The 18,879-nt window shown below is 58.1% G+C and carries 14 protein-coding genes; 7 read left to right on the top strand and 7 right to left on the bottom strand.

Annotated features, from left to right (window positions below):
• The 3 genes from pglZ to FHQ07_RS06495 all read left to right on the top strand — a co-directional run bounded on the left by pglZ (position 1) and on the right by FHQ07_RS06495 (position 5,679).
• Positions 1-2,616, top strand: a complete 2,616-nt coding sequence (gene pglZ, locus FHQ07_RS06485; RefSeq protein WP_139716039.1) for a BREX-1 system phosphatase PglZ type A — start codon at positions 1-3, stop codon at positions 2,614-2,616.
• Entirely contained in the window at positions 2,606-4,675 is a 2,070-nt protein-coding gene (gene brxL, locus FHQ07_RS06490; RefSeq protein ID WP_139716040.1) for a protease Lon-related BREX system protein BrxL, read from the top strand. Before pglZ ends, brxL begins: the two co-directional genes overlap by 11 nt.
• 254 nt (positions 4,676-4,929) lie before the next feature.
• Positions 4,930-5,679 carry a MobA/MobL family protein gene (locus FHQ07_RS06495; protein WP_139716041.1) on the top strand — a complete coding sequence of 250 codons (750 nt, stop codon included), beginning with the start codon at positions 4,930-4,932 and terminating at the stop codon, positions 5,677-5,679.
• A gap of 281 nt (positions 5,680-5,960) precedes the next feature.
• Here FHQ07_RS06495 and FHQ07_RS06500 read toward each other — a convergent pair whose 3' ends face one another.
• The 5 genes from FHQ07_RS06500 to FHQ07_RS06515 form a co-directional block, all read right to left on the bottom strand.
• Positions 5,961-6,464, bottom strand: a complete 504-nt coding sequence (locus FHQ07_RS06500) for a JAB domain-containing protein (protein ID WP_139716042.1) — start codon at positions 6,462-6,464, stop codon at positions 5,961-5,963.
• A gap of 77 nt (positions 6,465-6,541) precedes the next feature.
• Positions 6,542-6,670: a hypothetical protein gene (locus FHQ07_RS14635; protein ID WP_277871817.1), complete on the bottom strand. Its 129-nt coding sequence runs from the start codon at positions 6,668-6,670 to the stop codon at positions 6,542-6,544.
• 12 nt (positions 6,671-6,682) lie between these two features.
• Positions 6,683-7,576, bottom strand: a complete 894-nt coding sequence (locus FHQ07_RS06505) for a recombination directionality factor (protein ID WP_139716043.1) — start codon at positions 7,574-7,576, stop codon at positions 6,683-6,685.
• Between the two features lie 10 nt (positions 7,577-7,586).
• Positions 7,587-8,564: a YqaJ viral recombinase family nuclease gene (locus FHQ07_RS06510; protein ID WP_139716044.1), complete on the bottom strand. Its 978-nt coding sequence runs from the start codon at positions 8,562-8,564 to the stop codon at positions 7,587-7,589.
• A gap of 64 nt (positions 8,565-8,628) precedes the next feature.
• Positions 8,629-9,585, bottom strand: coding sequence for a DUF932 domain-containing protein (locus tag FHQ07_RS06515; RefSeq protein ID WP_139716045.1), 957 nt, complete (start codon positions 9,583-9,585; stop codon positions 8,629-8,631).
• Between the two features lie 537 nt (positions 9,586-10,122).
• Between FHQ07_RS06515 and FHQ07_RS06520 the strand changes: the two genes are divergently transcribed.
• The 4 genes from FHQ07_RS06520 (at position 10,123) to FHQ07_RS06535 (ending at position 17,156) form a co-directional block, all read left to right on the top strand.
• The gene (locus FHQ07_RS06520; RefSeq protein WP_139716046.1) at positions 10,123-12,324 is read left to right on the top strand and encodes a hypothetical protein; all 2,202 of its coding nucleotides are present in this window, start codon (positions 10,123-10,125) and stop codon (positions 12,322-12,324) included.
• A 180-nt stretch (positions 12,325-12,504) separates the two neighbouring features.
• On the top strand, positions 12,505-14,925 hold the full coding sequence (locus tag FHQ07_RS06525; protein ID WP_168191487.1) for an AAA family ATPase: 2,421 nt from the start codon (positions 12,505-12,507) through the stop codon (positions 14,923-14,925).
• Positions 14,922-16,217, top strand: coding sequence for an McrC family protein (locus FHQ07_RS06530; protein WP_139716048.1), 1,296 nt, complete (start codon positions 14,922-14,924; stop codon positions 16,215-16,217). Before FHQ07_RS06525 ends, FHQ07_RS06530 begins: the two co-directional genes overlap by 4 nt.
• A 189-nt stretch (positions 16,218-16,406) precedes the next feature.
• Positions 16,407-17,156 (top strand): hypothetical protein, encoded by a 750-nt coding sequence (locus FHQ07_RS06535; RefSeq protein WP_139716049.1) that lies wholly within the window; start codon positions 16,407-16,409, stop codon positions 17,154-17,156.
• Between the two features lie 211 nt (positions 17,157-17,367).
• Here the strand turns inward: FHQ07_RS06535 and FHQ07_RS14535 are convergent, their stop codons facing one another.
• Both FHQ07_RS14535 and FHQ07_RS06540 read right to left on the bottom strand, forming a co-directional pair.
• On the bottom strand, positions 17,368-17,925 hold the full coding sequence (locus FHQ07_RS14535) for an Hsp70 family protein (protein ID WP_240703561.1): 558 nt from the start codon (positions 17,923-17,925) through the stop codon (positions 17,368-17,370).
• The gene (locus FHQ07_RS06540; RefSeq protein ID WP_240703562.1) at positions 17,829-18,830 is read right to left on the bottom strand and encodes a rod shape-determining protein; all 1,002 of its coding nucleotides are present in this window, start codon (positions 18,828-18,830) and stop codon (positions 17,829-17,831) included. The genes FHQ07_RS14535 and FHQ07_RS06540 overlap by 97 nt, the downstream gene beginning before the upstream one ends.
• Positions 18,831-18,879: the final 49 nt, after the last annotated feature.

An 18,879-nucleotide genomic window follows, 5' to 3' on the forward strand; every position in this document is an offset into this window, starting at 1 on the left:
GTGGCGACGGAACTCAACGAACAGCGAATCAGCGAAGCGCTAGCAGCGTTGTTCGCCAGTGCCAACATCATCTTCTGGCATGACATCGATGGCGAGTTTGCCGATGTCTTGGACAAGTTGGAACTTGACCCGGTCAAGGTAATTCGTCTGCAGGATACTGCTGCGCTGGAGGTCAAGCGGCGCATTGAGTCCGACGGAGACGGTCGCTTCCTGCTGTACAGCAATCGCGCTGAGCCTGATCCAACGGCCGATTGGTTGCTGGATATCCGCCTGCGCTCCCATTCCTTCCGGGCGGACCTGACATCCATCCGATTGGAAGAGTTGGGGCTCAGCAGCGTGGCACTGGCGCCGCATATTCGAGCGCGCGCGAAGTTCCTTGCAGCGGAATCCCGTCGAAATCGGCTCAAGCGCTTGTTGCAGCCAATGGATGGCGCAGCTGATGTAGACCGCAAGATGATCGCGGTCACCCTGCGCTGTGACGAATCCGATCCCCTGTCCTTGGCGCTCCAGCTGTTGAGCGGACTTTCGGAAGGCGACGCCGCGATCGGCGAACCACCGAAGGCTTGGAGCGATCTGCAGGGTTATGGACTAGAGCAAGCGTTCTGGCAGCTGATCAAGGACACATTCGGCTACGAGTCACCGGAACCTAGCTTGGCCGATCTGCTGCGTCGGATCCTGGTGACTGACTTCGCTCGCAGCCTTACCGGTGACCCGCCGGAGGCGCTTGCACACCTTCGTCTGAAGCATCCATCCTTCTCCGGGAACGCGTCTGTGCTGGCCGCGCGCTGGCGCAGCGACCTCAATCGCTACCGCGCGTATGCGGGGCTATCGGCAGCGGTCGCGCAGGATCTCAGAATCAGCGAACTGGTCAGTGGTTATTCGGCAGAGGACTTGCTGGATTGCATGACGTTTGCCCAAGTCGAGCGGCGCGTCATTCATGACCTCAAGGGGCGCGTGTTGCAGTTGGGCGGGGCCGCTGCGGACTCGATCCAGCCATTGATTGACCGCCGTCGTGACGGGCATTGGGCCGATGTCCGGCTGGGCGACGACAACGATGAATTCCGGGCAGTAGCCAGTTGCTATGAAGCACTGGAAGCAGCCGCTGACTTCCTGGCGCTGAAGGAACGTCACGCCACCGGCATGACCTTCGCCAATGCCGAACACGCGGTGCAGCAGTACCGGGGCGAGCTCTATCGCTTCGACCAGCTGTATCGGCACTTCCACCATGCCTCCAGCCTGGTGGAACCCATGGGTTGGAGCGTGCTTCATGATCTGGACTCCCTGATCGAGTCGGCCTACTCAGGCTGGTTTATCCCGATGCTGTCTTCGGCTTGGGCCAGCATCGTCGAGAACGAAGGCGGCATGCTTGAGCACTGGAACGTCAACGGACTCCTGCCGCAGCAGCAGTTCTTCAACGATCACGTCGCGAATCAACTGGCGACCACCAAGCGGGTCTATGTCGTCATCTCGGATGCGTTCCGCTATGAAGCCGGCGAAGAGCTTACGCGGGAGCTGCGCCGCAAGAATCGCTTCACCGCCGAACTAAGCGCCATGCTGAGCGTATTGCCCAGCTACACCGCCCTTGGCATGTCAGCCTTGCTGCCGCATCACACCTTGGCGTACAAGCCGGGCGAAAGCCTTGATGTCCTGGTAGACGGACAGCCCGCCGCGACGCTCGATGCGCGCAATGCGCAGCTAGGTCGGTATGACGGCATTGCCGTGCGTGCCGCCGACCTCATGGAGCTCGGAAAGACCAAGGGCCGTGAGTTGGTCGGTGACCACCGGGTGATCTACGTCTACCACGACCTGATCGATATGACCGGCGACAAGCAGGGCTCCGAAGGCAAGACGTTCGATGCGGTGTCGCAGACCTTGATTGAGCTCAATCGAATCATTTCCTTCATCATCAACAATCTCAACGGCTCCATGGTGCTGGTCACGGCGGATCACGGCTTTCTCTATCAGGAGTCGCCGCTGGATCAAGCCAGCAAGGCTTCGCTTGGCGACAAGCCCGCAGGCACGTTGCGGGCGAAGAAGCGCTATCTCATTGGGCGTGATCTGGCAAAAAACACCGCTGTATGGCAAGGATCCACTGCTACAACAGCAGGTACCGAGCCTGGCGCCGGTAGCGTGGACTTCTGGTTGCCCAAGGGCGCGATGCGCTTCCACTTCGCAGGTGGCGCGCGCTTTGTGCATGGATCGGCGATGCCACAAGAAGTCATCGTGCCGATGATTACCGTACGCGTGTCTGAGTCCGAGAAAGCACGCAGCCGCTCCGTGGAAGTGAGCGTAGTAGGCGCTTCCAGCAAGATCGTGACCAACAAGCAGCGACTCGACTTGATCCAGTCGGAACCAGTGAGTCATCAGGTACGTCCACGAACCCTCAAAATTTCCTTGCGCGACGGCGACACGCTGATCAGCGATGAGGCGACGGTGACATTCGATAGCACTTCAGCGGTGTTGGCGGAGCGCATCAAGCAGATCTTTTTGACTGTGCGGTCGGGCTCTTATGATCGTCACAAGGACTACTACCTCGTAGGGCGCGATGCAGCGACCAGCGTAGAGGTTTTGCGCGCGGCGTACCGAATTGACCTGGCGTTCTCCAATGACTTCTGACAACACACTTGATTCGTCACCCGCGAACGATGGCGAGGCACAGCCTTCTCGGGATCTGGATGAACTGCTGAATCGGCACTTCGCCGGCAAGGTGGTACGCAAAGACTTGACCAAGCTGGTCAAGGAAGGCGCGAACGTCCCGGTCTACGTGCTGGAGTACCTGCTTGGCATGTATTGCGCCTCGGATGACGAAGCCACTATCCAAGCGGGCATGACGACCGTCAAACGCGTGCTGAGCGAGAACTACGTCAGGCCGGATGAAGCGGAGAAGGTCAAGTCGAAAATCCGCGAGAGCGGCACGTACCGGATCATCGACAAGGTCACGGTCAAGCTCAATGATAAGCGCGACGTCTACGAGGCTCTTCTATCCAATCTTGGGGTGAAGAACGCCGAGATTTCGCATCGCTTCGTACGTGAATTCGAGAAGCTATTGGCCGGTGGCATTTGGTGCATCGTGACGCTGCGCTACGTCTACGAAGAGAACCAGAAAGGATCGCCCTTCGTCGTTGAGGATCTCAAGCCGATCCAGATGCCGAACATGGACATGCAGGCGCTGTTCGAGGGACGCAAAGCGTTTACTGACGAACAATGGATCGATGTCCTGCTGCGTTCCACGGGTATGGAACCGACGACGTTTGAACGCAGAGCCAAATGGCACCTGCTGGCACGCATGATTCCGTTGGTCGAGAACAACTACAACTATTGCGAGCTTGGACCACGCGGCACCGGCAAGAGCCACATCTTCAAGGAAATCAGCCCGAACAGCATCCTGGTATCAGGTGGACAGACGACCGTCGCCAACCTGTTCTACAACATGGCTGCGCGGACAGTGGGATTGGTGGGTCTATGGGATGTCGTGGCCTTTGACGAGGTCGCAGGAATCCGTTTCAAGGACCAGGACGGGGTTCAGATCATGAAGGACTACATGGCATCCGGCTCATTCAGCCGGGGCCGTGAGTCGATCAATGCCAATGCGTCGATGGTGTTCATCGGCAACATCAACCAGAGTGTCGAGTCGCTGGTCAAGACCTCGCACCTGCTCGCGCCGTTCCCGGATGTGATGATCGATTCGGCCTTCTTCGATCGCTTCCATGCCTATGTACCTGGCTGGGAGATCCCGAAGATGCGACCGGAGTTCTTCACCAATCAATTCGGTTTGATCGTCGACTACCTGGCCGAGTACTTGCGGGAGATGCGCAAGCACAGCTTCTCAGATGCCATTGACCGCTACTTCAAGCTGGGTAACAACCTCAACCAGCGAGACACGATTGCCGTTCGGCGGACCGTATCCGGTCTGCTAAAGCTGCTATGCCCGCATGGTGAATACGACAAGGAGCAAGTCCGTCAGTGCCTGGAATACGCACTAGAGACCCGACGCCGGATCAAGGAGCAGCTGAAGAAGATAGGCGGGATGGAGTTCTATGACGTCCACTTCTCCTATATCGACCTGGAGAGCCACGAAGAACGATTCATCGCCGTCCCAGAGCAAGGTGGCGGCGGACTGATCCCTGAAGGAGGCAGCGCTCCCGGTACGTTGCACACCATCACAATGGGGCAATCCGGAATGCCAGGTGTATACCGTTTGGAAATCCAGACGATGGCAGGGAATGGAAAGCTATCCATCTCTGGATCAGCAGCCAAAGAATCGGTTCGTGTGGGATTCGACTATTTCAAGGCCAATGCCAGTCGGGTGAGCGCCTCCATCAAGCCCAGTGAACAAGACTTCCATTTTCACTTGGTCGAACTTCAGAACATTGGTGCACCGCAAGCGATGACGTTATCCAGCTTCGTTGCCCTGTGTTCAACAGGGCTTGGGCGATCCGTGCAGAGCCAGATGGTGATCCTGGGTGACATGTCGCTAGGAGGAACCATAAGCCCCGCACGCAACCTGGCAGAGTCGATGCAAGTTGCATTCGACGCGGGCGCTAAACGGATCCTGCTGCCCATGAGCAGCGTTGGGGACATTCCTTCGGTACCTGGGGAACTGTTTGCGAAGTTCCAGACGAGCTTCTACTCGGATCCAATAGATGCGGTGTTCAAGGCTCTTGGCGTGGACTAGCGCCGCTCATGACCCTGCGACAGAAAGCCGAGTAAGTTTTTTCTTACGCCAATACAGATACTTGTGAGACGAGATGCAGTCAGACAGGTAATTGACTTACGAAACAAGCCAATGACACGTCAGCAGCACAACAAGAGCAAGCACGTGCACTAACCGTTTTATTCCGCTTGCTTCGCTCGCAGCATCAAACTCTCTCTAACGCCGGTGAAGGCAACTTCACCGGCATTTTTATTGACTTAAGAAAGGGTAACCCTATGAACGCACTGCACTTTGGCATCCGAAGTGGAAAACGAGGCACCGCTTCCACGCACCTGTCCTATGTCACCAGAGGAGGTCGCCACGCGAAACGTGGCGACTTGGTGGACACGGGTTACGGCAACATGCCTAGCTGGGCCCAAGACAACCCCAGCTTGCTGTGGAAGGCGTCAGACACTTACGAGCGGAAAAACGGCTCGACCTTTCGCTCATTCATCATTTCCCTGCCCAATGTCCTCACGATCGAGCAGCTGAGAGAGCTGGCACGGGATGAGGCGCAGCGGCTGGCGGGCATTAAGCCATTCCAGTTCGCCTTGCATCTGCCCTCTTCTTCACTCGAGAACGAACCGAATCCGCACGTGCACATCGTGATTTGCGACCGGCTTCCCGACGGGATCGAACGAGCCCCTGAACAGATGTTCCGACGGTACAACGCTCAACAGCCTGAGCGCGGCGGCTGCAAGAAGGATACAGGTGGACTTCCACCCTCGGAACTGCGTAAGGCGATGCGCGCGATGCGAGAGGCAGCGGCGAACAATATCAATCGCACACTAGAACGATACGGCCATGACCTCCGGATCGAGCATAGGACACACAAGGAACGCGGAGTCGACAGTCCACCTGAGCGGTATCTCGGGCCGACCAAGATACGATTGATGTCGGATGCAGACCGGGCAACCTACATCCAGAAACGGCGTGTTCGCCGCCGAGGGGTACCCCCGCAGCCAGAGATCAATACCCAGGCTTGAAGTCCCATGAGTCTGAGTTTTCCGCACCCACGCACAAGCGAACCGCGCTATTCGTGCAACTAATCGCACAAATAGCGCGCTTTCAGAGCCTGCGAAACGAAAAAAGAGAGGACCTGCCAACTTCCCCTACAGGGGGTTGGCAAGCCTCCTGAAGGCAACAAGCGCGGTTAGTCACGCCATGATCCGGTGCTCGTCACTTCAGCGTCCATCCCACAGCATTCACCGGTCGCAAGCGAGTGTCTTCGGGCCAACGTGAATTTCCGCCCCAAACGTGGTGCGGGTCAGACCTGCCCCGCCGCCGCCATGCTGAGCGTCTGATTTCCACCGACGATGACGTGGTCAATCATGCGGACGTCGACTAAAGCCAACGCCTGTTTCACCCGAGCAGTCACGACCCGATCTGCGGCAGAGGGAGTGACGTCACCAGATGGGTGGTTGTGCGCCACGATGACGGCTGCCGCGTTGTGCCGTAAAGCTGCCTTGACGATCTCGCGGGGGTGCACTTCAGCCCCGTCGATCGATCCCATGAAGATCTCTGCATAGGTAATCAGCCTATGGCGGGTATCAAGAAACGCGGTTGCAAATATCTCCCGCTCCGCTCCACCAAGCTTGTCCCGAAAGTACGCTTGCGCAGTGGCAGGCTCCACGAATGATTCACCACGCTGCACCCTGGCCTCCACCAGCAAGCGCGCCGCAGCATGGATCGTGTCAGCACAGGCCGGTGTATAGCGACGTCTCGGACCCTTTACGTAAAGGGTGTTGCTGTCGTTCTGTTGCTCTGCCATGAGTGATCCCCCTCTAAATGTAAAGACGCCGGGACGTAATGTCCCGGCGGTTGTCTGCCTCAGCCCAAGGTGATTTGTCACAAGCCCTTGGCGCCAGTCTCTTTCCGTTGCGCCGCTGAAATCAGTTCGTCCAAGTTCTTCAGGCATTCAATCGCGCCCAAGAGTGCAAGTCCGTAGACCACAAACGCTCCAATCATCTTGAACATCGCTTGGCCTCCTCAGCGCTGCGCCGCCTGAGGCATTCGGGTCTCGAGCCGGTCCTTGAGACCTCTCCGAAGTGGGCCTGCGGCCGGTGTCACGCTCACCTCAAGCTCGTCTTCCGGAAAGAACTCCGCCACGACCGCTGGAACATCCTCTTCCAACTCCTCGAATGCCCCATTGGCAAACCCGAGGCGTGCGGCCGTGTCCAACGCGTCCTGATCGAAACCAGAGTCTCGTCGAACTGCATCCCAACGCCGTGCTTCGGTGATGCCCTCTTCCAGCGTTATGCCGGATCTGATCACCAGGTCAACGTAGAAAATCGGCGCACGATGGCTTTGGGTCGTGGACTTGCCCCTGAGCTTCAGCTCCAGCGGCAGGCAAGCCAACAATCCTCCGGAGACCGCATGGAAGTACTGCAGGCGAGCGGCCAAGGTACGGATCGTGTTGAACGACGTGGTACGCAGCACGAAGGTGCCGGTCTCATCCTCATCCCCGATGCGCACGTTGAAGCGGGCGTACGGCTTGCACTGGCCTTCCGCGAAGCGGCAGGTATCCGACCCTGGACACGGCAACGTTTCGATGCCGTCCTGGCCTGATCGCCTGCAGCTCTCGCCATTGCCCACGCACACCGGGCGGCCGGTGGTGCGGTCGAACAGGTTGTAGTCGGCACGCAGGTTCAGGCTGGGATCGTTGAACAGGAGTCTCACGGGCAAACTCCGCAGCTTGCCGCCGGTCTGCTGGCGCAGGACTTCGTCGAGGGGATGCAACAGCCAGCCCTCGCGGTTCTGGACCTGACTGGTCAGGGTGAACTGGTCGTCCTTCTCCGGCAGGCGCTTGCCGTTGCGCTCGACCACGCGCCCGATGGAGATCCGCCCCACGACCGGCGGGGTGATTGCAAAGCCTTTCAGCATGGGAGTTCTCCTAGGATTGATCGGCGTGGGCCGAGATGAGGAACCGGCGGCTGCCGGGTCGAGGCACTGCGTACCGGGCCATGAGATCCGGGTGGTCCTGCGCCAGGCGCTTGGTGTCCAGGCTGGTGCCGTCCTGAGCCCGCTTGTAGGTCACCTCGCCAGTGGCGAAGACCGCTCGGGCGGCATCGCCCATCGCCTGCTGCAGGGTCTGCTTGAGCTGTTCGGCATCCTTGCCGCGCGTATCGAGCTCGTTCCGGAGGGCCACCAACTCGGCGAAGGTGTCCGACAGCGCCCGGTCCTCGCAGAAGTCCAAGGTGTTGCCGCCACCGGGATACAGCTGGCGCAGGGCCTTGCCCGAGGACTCGCTGCCATCCGCCGGAGGGGCTATGTCGGTCTCGACGTGCTTCCAGAACCGGGCCTCCAGCACCATTAGGCGAGCGATAACTTCCTCGTCGCGCTCGATTCGATGGATCTCCAGCCGTTGGCCGCACAACAGCACCGCCACATCGGCGGCCTGCTGGTTGGTCACCGCCAACTGGTGCTGGACTTGTAACTGGATGTACTCGGGCACCCCGCCCTGCCAGAGCTTTGCCCCCCATTCCCCCGCCGTTTTGCACTCCAGGATCTGCACATCGGAACCGCCCACGATCTCGCGGTCGATGTTCGCCAGCATGTAGGGGAAGGTCGGGTGCTGCAGGACCGCATTGACCTTGCGGATCTTGCGCCCGGTTTGCTGCATGTAAGCCACGGCCACATAAGGTTCCAGCAACGTGCCCCAATAGCGTGGATCGTCCATGCCGGGCGGTTCGGTTTCCGCTGGCGTCCGCCCCGTCTTTTCCATCCACAGTTCCAGCGGGCCCTTGTACGGGCACAGGCCTACGGCGGCAGCGGCATCCGAACTGCCGATCCCTCCCTGGCGCACGGACAACCACTGGTGTCGGTCGAGCGTGCGCGTGTCGACCAGCCGCAATGCGGTGTTCTTCTTCATGGGCTTCTCCAAATGAAAACGCCCGGCACAGGGCCGGGCGTTGAGGGAACAACAAGGGTTGGGGTCAGGCGGTCAGCTGGACCAGCTCGTCCCAGGCGCGTTGCTTGAACTGCGCGCCCTGGCCGAACCAGGCAGCCTCACGACGATGGTCATCACTGCGCGCGCGCCGATGGTGGTCGACATACTCGGTCACGCTATTGAGCAAGCCCCACGCCGTACCGCGGCTCGACGCCAGCTGCGCGCCACGGCCGCCACCGTCGTAAAGGGCGCGGACCGAACGCATTGCCTGCTCGTTGACCACAGGAGCCTGACCGGGCTGCCCGGGATAGGTCAGCATTCGACGCAGCAAACCATCGACCGAATCCGGGTCCACCGGGCATGCCACCAGGTCCTTCATCTTGGACACGAATCGATTCCACGGGGCGACGGTAATTCCAAGCTGCTGCTTCACCGCTTCGGGATTGAACTCGGAGCGATGCGGCACCTTCACCGCGCCACGGTTGTCACCCAATGCAATCTGCAGGGTGTTGTTGCATACCACCCGCACCGACGTGAACTGAGCCGTGGTCGCCAAGGACCCATCGCAGGCGGTGGCCAGCAGCAGATACCCATTCACCTGGTCCTTGCCCTTGAGCGTGGCGCTCTGGCCCGTTCGCGCGAGCGCCCAGAACTTCCTGCCTTCCTTAAGCACGCCTGCAGTCTCAAGCTCGAAGCCGGTGTGCTCGGTCAGGTCACGGTAGAACTCCAGCACTTCCTCCGGCTGCACGACCTGGAAACGCTTGGACACGACCGCCAGCGGGCGCTTGGTGTCAGAGCGGTAGAGCACTTTCTGTTCCGGGAAGGAGTGGATCGCCCCGACCGTGTGGTTGCCGGTGATGTAGCGAACCTCGGACTCCTCGATCATCCAGTCCATGCCGGCCTGACGCTTCCAGATCTCGATGGGCTGCGGGGTAGCGAGTTTGTTGCCAAGACCATGCCAAGGCTTGTCGCCGGCATAGGCCATCGTTTCGACCAAGTGCATGTTGAATCCTCTTGTTGGGCGGCATAAACGCAGAAGGCCCGCCGGTGAGGGCGGGCCTTCTGTGAGCGCCAGTGGATGGCTAGGGGAAGCGATCAAACGGCGGCTTCTTGAGCAGCGTGGCCAGGACCGCCGCTGCTACAAGCATCACGTAGTAGATCGTCTCCTTGGTGTCGTCGCGCATCGGCTAGACCCCAATAGGCGCAAGGAACGCAGCACCTGGACGTGAAGCAGGATTGTCCCACTCCACTCGGGTGTTATAGGGCTGAAAATTCTTTGAATCGTTCGCCCATCGAAGCGAATGCGCCAGACGAGATTCAAGGGCCTCAGAGAACCCAGGACCGCATGAGATATCTGGTAGATTTCGAGCCAAGCACTGATCTAGGGGGATCTCGGTGGGCTCTCTTGCGGGTTTCGGACGCCTAGTCGTCAATTTTGACTTGTTCAACGCGGCAGGTTGGAGGATGCGTCTAAGCAGCCAACAGGTCGCTTGCCCAGGTATTCGTGCACCCGCCCCCCGACCCGTGCGCGAGCGCCGCCATGGGTGACGGGGCGACACGACCCACTGATTACGACAGCGCCCTGCTACAGCTGGAGCGGGAAGTTGAGCGCGGAACAGTTGCTGCTCCGCCGAGCGATAGCACCATCGGCCGTTGGCAGAGGCAAGCAGAACAGTTGCTTGCATCCCTGCACGAAACAACAATACCGGGCCGGAATCGCCTTGTTCGAAAAGCCGAACGCTTCCTGTCTTCGCTTGAAGAGCTAAGAGAGAGAAAAGCACGGTACCTCGCGCGACGTAAGGATATCAATCAGGCAGCCACATACGAGCCGACGCTTTCCCTATCCCCCCTGCCAGCCACCTTCGCACGGCAGCAACTCAGCGCAAGCATTCTTGAGGCATTGAGCGAAGCGGAATACACCGCCACTCAGCTGCGACAAGATCAAACAGACCCTGTCGCACCCTCGCCGACAATTGAGCCTCCGACTGCGTTACCGATCCCGATCGACTCATCAGAGGCTAAGCAGCCTCCCAATCCGGTCGCTACCGAAGAGCGACCCACATCGATCCACTCGGCTGACCCTTCGACGCCTCCGCCACAAAAAAAGCGCGCCCCCTTCGTTCCAACACATCCAAGTCTATCGCGTCGAACTGATCCGATCATCGCGGTAGAGGGTCGCCTAGCCAAGCCAGATAGCTTCGAAGCTGCACGGTCGATTGCACTGGCCTGGCTGACTAAACATGGCTTCGAGCCTCCGCCTGACAGGACTACAGACTTCGAGCTGCGAACAAAGAAGGGGCATACGGCGAACGCCGTTACCCTTCCTGATCTAGGCCTTTGGGCAATCCAGGCTGAGACTGCCGACAGCGCCCTGGAAGGTCGCCGGTGGCGAGTAGAGATGGTACTGCTGAACGCACAGCCCACACCCGCCGTATCGGTGACGCTGACTGCCATCTCACCTGGTGGGTCACCTCAGCCACCAACGAGCATTCCCACGCTCGTCACACGCTTGGCCCAGGAGATTGGTCTACGCGATACCGACGATGGCGCTCTTTTTACTGCGGGCCCAACGCGTATCAGCGACTTCGCATCGTTGGGGCGAGCACTTGTCGCGCTGCGATCGCCTAAGCGCAATCGTCCGATACTCGTATTGTCGACATACCTGAAGGACGAACAGCTCAAAACGTTCATGGATCCGAAGGGCTTGGCAGACAAGCTAGGCGGCCTCGCTCAAGTGTTCGTTCTCGACAGGGAAATGGTCTGGTCCTTCAATGAAGAGGTAGGCCGTAAGGCCGCCGTCTCGGGCGCTACGATTCGATTCTTCCGACCTGGCTTTACGTCTGACGATGAACCTGGACGCCACCCGGTTTGGTCACCAACAGAACTCAATACCCAAGGCCTGAATTTGCTTGGCCTGAGCGGCATCTTGCTGCAGGAAGCTGCTTACCAATCCCTTCGTGCGCTCGAACGCGACGATGCGACTCCTGCCTTCGATCAGGTTCGCGAGATGGTGCTCAGGCGCCAAATTGAAGAAGCCAGACGTAAGGCCGAAATCGCCGCATCACATCGAGCTAGCGGTGACGAGGTCGCGTCGCTTCAAGATGAACTCGCGTCAGAGATCGATCTTCGCAAGCTGTTTGAGGAAGACAATACGAACCTGCACGCAGACTTGGAAGAGGCTCGATCAGAACGCAACGCATCCCGTGACGAGCGAGATACGCTGCGAGGCCGCGTCATGTTCCTAGAAAGCCGAGTACAGAAGCTGATGGGGCAGCTGCGGGAAAAGACCGGAGCGGTCGAACCCGAATTCCCGGACAACTGGGAAGACCTTGAGGATTGGTGCAATGAGTATCTCGGCGACCGCATCGTTCTAACGAGAAAAGCAGTGCGCGCAGCACAGGACTCTCATTTTGAGGACATTGAGTACGCATATCGCGTTCTTTGGTTACTGGCCGAAGAATATGTGCCGGCGCGTCGAAGTGGTGGCGAATCCTACAAGGAAAGCCTCAAGAAAATGGGCCTGGAGATAACACCTACAGGCCGAAGTGCCCATCAGCATCGCAGCAAGAACACGTATCAAACCGACTACAAAAATGAGCGCGTAACGCTGGAGCTTCATGTAACAGGAAGCAATGATCGCGACCCCCGGTTCGGCTTCAGGATCTACTTCCACTGGCATGAGCGAGATCAATGCATGGTCATTGGCTCGATGCCAGAGCATCTCGACAACGAACTCAGCTAATCCACTTCCATCAACGCGCCCTTACTAATGACACAATTCACATGGATACCCACCTTTCGCGCAATCGCGGAATGGTTACGCACCTACAGAACTCGACAGCCTGATCTGATCACGGTCCTGCACAAGGTCGGCATCACATCGGGCCTAGAAGATCGGGACGAAAACGAAAACAGCATCCCCTTGGATGAAATCGATCCCTTTACCTTCTACTGCCTTTTCACCAAGTACGGCGTTGACCAAAGACTCAAGCTCGTCGCGAGGTTGATCGAAACGGCGGGCATTTCTGCCACACTGCCGACGGACTTTGACGGCGTCCCAAGTGCCAATGCAATGAAGGTGTGGATGTTTCCATTCAAGGCACAGAGAGAGCCTTGGATGGTGTCCACCCTGTGGGATCTGTTCGAGCAAGCGCTTCGCGGTGAGGTCAAGGGTGAGACGTTCAATCGTTGCCTGACCATCAAGAACACGGGCTTTGCCAAGCTGACCGAGTGTCTGTTCTACATCGCGCCGGAGAAATACTTCCCTGTCGATGGTCAGACAAAGCCTTGGCTGGCAGCCCGCAAGATCAGCCTGCCTGAAAGCAGTTGGGAATCTTATCAGGCGTTTTTGCCGAGACTGATGCAAGCGAGCAACCAGAGCTTCGCCTCACTGTCGCATGAGGCATGGGTAACGAATCAGGCAGCTGCATTTACCAAAGAATCGGCAATCGTCTATCTCGACGCGCGGTTTCCGGGAACCCGAACTGGGACGTCGCACATCGCTGCTTGGCACACCCCTGAAGGCCGTGCCCTTGCTACAGACCCCTCTCCCAAGCGGGTTGCGATCTTCATCGAAATGGCTCCCCCGTTCCTCGATCAAGAGGCGATTGAACCCTATCCTGCAGAACGTCCGCGCAACCACCATCTCGGCGCTCACGCGCCAGCGCTTGCCGCCGGCAAGCAAGCTTATCTCGCGACGCTCGCCACCCTTGCCGATTTGCAGAAGCTCTGCGATTGGTACGCCGACGGCGCCGCTCAACCATCTGCCGACACCACATCACGGATTGCGGAACCCACTGACATGTCACCGCCCCCACTTAACCAGATTCTGTTCGGCCCCCCTGGAACTGGCAAGACGTACTACACCATCAACCATTCCCTCGAGATCGTTGATCCGGCGTTCCTGGCAGCGAACGCACTCGATCGCGCGGCCTTGACCGAGAGATTCAGAGAGTTGGTAGCAGAGGAGCGGATTCGGTTCGTCACCTTCCACCAGAGCTTCAGTTACGAGGACTTCGTCGAAGGATTGCGTGCCGAGACCGACCGAGACGACAACCTTGTTTACAAGGTCGAGCCTGGCGTCTTCAAACGCCTATGCGAAACAGCAAGTGGCGTGACTGAAGCTGCTCGGGAGATCGGCATCAGTGACGCCCCCCGGATCTGGAAGCTTTCAATCGACAGTACCCATGCCAGCAAGACGCGCGACTACTGCTTCACGCACAATGAGGCGCGGATCGGATGGGGCCTCGTGGGCGACCTTGCGAAGGTCACGCGGGGCAGTCACGCTGGGTACGACGCCCTAGGAACCCACAACCAGAACACAGTCCACAGCTTCGCCAATGAGGTGGAGGTGGGGGACATCATCCTTTGTATCCGATCAGCCGAAGAGATCCAGGCTGTCGGCGTCGTCCAGGGTGAATACCGATACGAGCCAACCGTACCTGCGGGGGTACTCAGCGACTACAACAACGTTCTTCCCGTTCGCTGGCTGGCCACAGGTCTGAATCTCAACATCAAGAACGTCAACGGAGGCGTTCGATTCACGCTCAAGACGCTGTATGAGCTGACACGCGTAAGCTGGCCAGAACTCGCTCAAGCGCTGGAGAAGGCTGGTGTCGCGCTGACAAGCCGGGCCGAGAGTTCGATGGCGCGCAGACTTCCTAACAAAGGTCAGCCTTACGTCTTGATAATCGACGAGATCAATCGAGGCAGCGTTTCACGAATCTTTGGCGAGTTGATCACTCTCATCGAGCCAAGCAAGCGAGCTGGGGAAGTCGAAACGCTAGAGGTGACCCTACCCTACTCGAAGAACCCGTTCTCGGTCCCGTCAAACATCTACCTCATTGGCACGATGAACACGGCGGACCGGTCACTCGCCGCAATCGATATCGCCCTGCGTCGACGTTTCCAATTCATCCCCATGCTGCCTGACGTTGGAGTTCTGCGCGGTATATCGGTCGATGGTGTAAAGATCGATGCCATGTTGCAGGGCATCAACGATCGCATCGAATGTCTGCATGGCCGCGACTTCCAGATCGGCCACGCCTACTTTCTCAAGCTCAAGGACTCCGCCACGATCGCGGCGTTGTCTAGCATCTTCCGGCAACAGGTGCTTCCTCTTTTGCAGGAATACTTCTTTGAAGACTGGCAAAAAATCGCCTGGGTGCTGAGCGATGAGCTGAAGTCGCCAGAGGATCAGTTTCTGAAGCGCCGGACAGCTGTCATGGCCGGGCTTGAGGGGCAGGACAACATGCCTGAGAAAACACTTTGGTCGATCAACACCAAGGCATTCGATCGTATCGGTGCCTACCAGGGAATCAAGCTTGGCTCGATCCCAGCATGAGCCTCATTACCGTCCGCGAATTTGCGCGATTGTCCACTGCGCAGACACACCCTCTCAGCCTGGACGAGGCAACGGTATCGCCGGCGGCGTTTGATTGGCTGTGCAAGGAGAGCGCGCGGCTTCGCCCGAGCGGAGCGGTCATCCTTGAGCTCGAAGACCGACAATCACTGCGACTTGATAACTATGTCGGTGTGCTGGAAGCGCCTGACGGAACGCGCATCGAGATCCTCCCGAAGGCGTTCGATCAGGCGGGCGATGCACCGGCTGCCAGACGATTGCTTCGGAAGATGCTGCAGATCTGCATTAATGTGCGCCCTCGGGAGTCATCGGTTACGACACTGCAGACCGGAAGCGCGCCGGTAAACGAATGGATCTTTCAGCAATTTGTGACAGAACTTGACTGGCTATTGAAGCACGGCTTGAGATTCGACTACCAGCGCGTTCAGGAGGAACAGAGGTTTCTCCGGGGGCGACTCAACCTTGCGAAGCAAGTGAGGCAGCCCCCTGGGCGCCAACACTTCTTTCAGATTGAGCACGACATCTTCAGCGCAGACCGCCCGGAGAACCGCCTGCTAAAGTCCGCGCTCCTGGAGGTCTGCCGCCTGACGCGTGATTCAGATACGTGGCGATGGTCGCACCAGCTCGCCGCCATGATGCACGAAGTACCGCCCAGCCCCAACGTACGTGAAGACCTCGCCAAATGGAGCGATGGGCGCCTGCTGGAGGCTTACCGATCGATCAAGCCCTGGTGCGTTCTGATCCTCCACCGATTGGTTCCTTTAAGCATGGTTGGAACCTGGGTTGGTCCGAGTCTTCTGTTCCCGATGGAAGTCCTCTTTGAACGTTACGTTTCGGCACAGCTTGTGAGGCAGATCGGAGTTCTCGCGCGGCTCCACCCAACGCCCTCAAGCAAGTTTCTTTGTCGCCATGAAGGCGACAACATGTTCAAGCTGAAGCCCGACTTCGCAATCCTGAAATCCGATCAGATGCTCGCGCTACTGGACACCAAGTGGAAGCAAATCGACGAATCTCTTTCCAATGCGACCGACAAATACTCCTTACGGCAAACCGACTTCTACCAGATGCATGCCTATGGGCACCGCTATCTCAACGGTACTGGTACTCTCGCACTCATCTTCCCCAAGACAACGCTGTTTCGATCTCCGCTGCCTGCTTTCCAGTTCAGCGATGAGCTCGCCTTACATGTACTTCCCTTTGATCTAGATACCGATCAGCTCGTCGGCTTGGAACGTATTCTTCCGGTCGCTAGGCAGCTACCTGACGCCGCATAGGCTATAGCGGGTCATTAATCAGCTTCTTTCAAACGCTCAGCCATCACCCTCGAAGTTACAAGGTGCGCTCTCCGCAAGTCGACTAACAATGCGCCCAGCCCAGACCAATTCGCGGCCTCGGCGCTGGCGTTCGGATGGAACCCCCGCCATGGCCGCCAATCGGCCCGGCTTGACCCGAGACGTTAGGCCATGACTGAGCATTTCGTAAGACTGGGCGCAAGGCACTTTTCCGCTCTCGCATCGGGTGACCCAGTGCTTTGGTCAGAGGTAATCGGGGCAAAGGTAACCCACGCGGACTATGGCGCAGGGGAAATAGTTGCGGTTGAGCAAAGGCTCAATTACACCCCGCTAATCACTCTCCGGTTCGCAAATGCATTGAAGACTTGGACGGTGCAAAGCTTCGATAATGACAAGACGTGGATTTCACTAGATCCATCACTCATAGCTAGGGCCGAATCGATGGCAACGGCCAGAGCGACTGCTCGCGCCGAACTTGAGCGGCAACCGAAGTTGAGAGCCGAAGCTGCTCTAGCTGCTCTTTCCAACTTGAAAGAGCGAATCGGCGTCAAGGACGCCAACCTAATAATTGTTCACACCCCGTACGAACAGCCCCTCGACGGTCATGCTTCGTTTCAAGAAGCAGCGTCGTTAGCATTCGAAGTATCAAAGAATTGCGCTGTTGAGTTGATCGTGAAAAGAGATGATGACCACTGGTTTGTGCTTGCGAACCACGAGTATCAGGATCTCATAGACCAATACATTCACGAGCACTACTGGTATAAAAAGACGCCGGAAGAGGAAGCACGCGAAATTGCAAAGTGTGAGGAGATGGAACAAGAGGACATCTATAGGGCATCCGACGAGCGTGCCCTCAGCTCCCGAGAGATTGAGCAAGAAATGTGGGGGTACGTTGATGAATTGCAAACTGACGACGAATGATTTATGTCTGCGTTTCTGCATACTTAGAGCGGCCTAACTCAAGCTGGCTCCGCTCAGTCGCCGGCTATATTGGGTTGTCCAAGACCGAAAAGCGGTCTGGCTTAACTGAGGAGTTCAATGTCTGCGTTAGGTCGATATCTCGGTTCGCCGCGGGCTCGCTGCGATTCGACGAAAGCTTCATCGACACGCGCAAGGACCAAACACGCCGTTCTCACCTGCGCTGTGGTCGCAGGCGATTCGCTGCAACAGCCAGTCCAGTGACGACACCGAGAGAAGGATCACCTTTCGTGACCGCAATGCCTGGAAAGACCGATTGGATAACATCTTGAACGTACGGGGCGCGAGACATACCGCCAGTGAGGAGTATGACCTCTGGCTCCCGGGTTATTTCCCCGCGCGCTGTCTCGAGCAACTTCGTTAGCACGCTGAGATATCGCTCTGCGGCCATTGCCGAATCTTGTTGCGTCGTCGTCGCACTCAGTTTCTCCTCAATGAAGTCCAGCGGCGCACCAATCTTATTCGAGTCACTCAACATCTTCTTGGTGAGCTCAACCTGCATGTTCATTCGAACCGTGTTTCCGAACTCCTGCAGACGGGTGAGGCGGTTGGCGTACGGCTCCTCATAGCGGCTGAAGTTGTAAGCGCGAAATTCGGATTGACGGTCCACCTCGTTTACCCTCGCCGCGGCTGAAAATACGTGGACTGGAATGCTCGACTGACCTTTGCCGAGCAACGGCATGAAGGTTGCCAAACTGAGTGCCAGATCCACGTCCTGCCCCCCACGGGTTGACCCCATGAGCCGAGGATTTCGGGGTGGGGCCTTCGTCCCCCCACGTTCGCCATCGCGATGTCAGTGGTACCGCCACCGACATCGACGACCAGACAGCGCTTGGGCTTTTCTTGGATCGCGTGATAACCCATCGCGGCCGCGGCCGGTTCCTCCAGGAATTCCACCTGATCGAAACCTGCCGCAGTGGCGGCCTCGCGGAGGATCTCGAGTGCCTGAATTTCTCCCGCATCCCCAAGTGAGCTACGAAATCGAACGGGTCGACCTATCAGCGCACTTCGAACCTCGCTGCGGAGTTGCTGAACCGCTGAAAGGCGGATGTGCTCAAGCACATAGGTGGCAATGCGCACTAACACGACGCGCGCGTGGGGCAACAGCGAAAAGCCCAGCATCGACTTGGGGGAATCCACCAGATGCCCGCCACCTTCCGTGAGATAGGCCACGATCGCTTGGTCACCGTAGACCGCGTGCTGAAGCGACGCCGCTGACTTCTTGGACCGTCGCACCTGATTCTCAAGCCATGCTCTGCGAACAGCGCTGACGGCTTCTCGTTCCATCTGCGACTCGGAGCGGAGGGCAACATTCGGTATGAAGAGCAGTTCCTGCTCTCTCCTTTTCGGCTCGTCTATTTGCATGGCTAGCGCTCGCAACGCGTTTGCCCGATTGACCTGACGTGTCTGTTCGTTCCGACTCCTGCGAACCAGGTTTTCGACTTCCGCTTTGAGGCTGGAAGTCAAAGCGAACTGACTTGGATCTGGGACTCGATGCTGAAAATAGGCCGTTGTACGAAACTGCTTCTCTTTACCAAATTTAAGCAATTGAACGCCGTCTCTCACGACCGCTCCTGCCGCCGAGTAGCTGGTTCCAAAATCGACACCCAGTCTCATGTATACACGCCCCGTTTATCGGGCGGCGCCCAGGCCGCACGCTCGAATT

The sequence above is a fragment of the Thermomonas aquatica genome, assembly GCF_006337105.1.
GTDB classification, from domain to species: domain Bacteria; phylum Pseudomonadota; class Gammaproteobacteria; order Xanthomonadales; family Xanthomonadaceae; genus Thermomonas; species Thermomonas aquatica.

Bases quoted from the DNA above. Each gene is read 5' to 3' on its own strand.
- brxL (WP_139716040.1), top strand. From the start codon at position 2,606: ATGACTTCTGACAACACACTTGATTCGTCACCCGCGAACGATGGCGAG.
- FHQ07_RS06495 (WP_139716041.1), top strand. From the start codon at position 4,930: ATGAACGCACTGCACTTTGGCATCCGAAGTGGAAAACGAGGCACCGCT.
- FHQ07_RS06500 (WP_139716042.1), bottom strand. From the start codon at position 6,464: ATGGCAGAGCAACAGAACGACAGCAACACCCTTTACGTAAAGGGTCCG.
- FHQ07_RS14635 (WP_277871817.1), bottom strand. From the start codon at position 6,670: ATGTTCAAGATGATTGGAGCGTTTGTGGTCTACGGACTTGCACTCTTG.
- FHQ07_RS06505 (WP_139716043.1), bottom strand. From the start codon at position 7,576: ATGCTGAAAGGCTTTGCAATCACCCCGCCGGTCGTGGGGCGGATCTCC.
- FHQ07_RS06510 (WP_139716044.1), bottom strand. From the start codon at position 8,564: ATGAAGAAGAACACCGCATTGCGGCTGGTCGACACGCGCACGCTCGAC.
- FHQ07_RS06515 (WP_139716045.1), bottom strand. From the start codon at position 9,585: ATGCACTTGGTCGAAACGATGGCCTATGCCGGCGACAAGCCTTGGCAT.
- FHQ07_RS06520 (WP_139716046.1), top strand. From the start codon at position 10,123: ATGGGTGACGGGGCGACACGACCCACTGATTACGACAGCGCCCTGCTA.
- FHQ07_RS06530 (WP_139716048.1), top strand. From the start codon at position 14,922: ATGAGCCTCATTACCGTCCGCGAATTTGCGCGATTGTCCACTGCGCAG.
- FHQ07_RS06535 (WP_139716049.1), top strand. From the start codon at position 16,407: ATGACTGAGCATTTCGTAAGACTGGGCGCAAGGCACTTTTCCGCTCTC.
- FHQ07_RS06540 (WP_240703562.1), bottom strand. From the start codon at position 18,830: ATGAGACTGGGTGTCGATTTTGGAACCAGCTACTCGGCGGCAGGAGCG.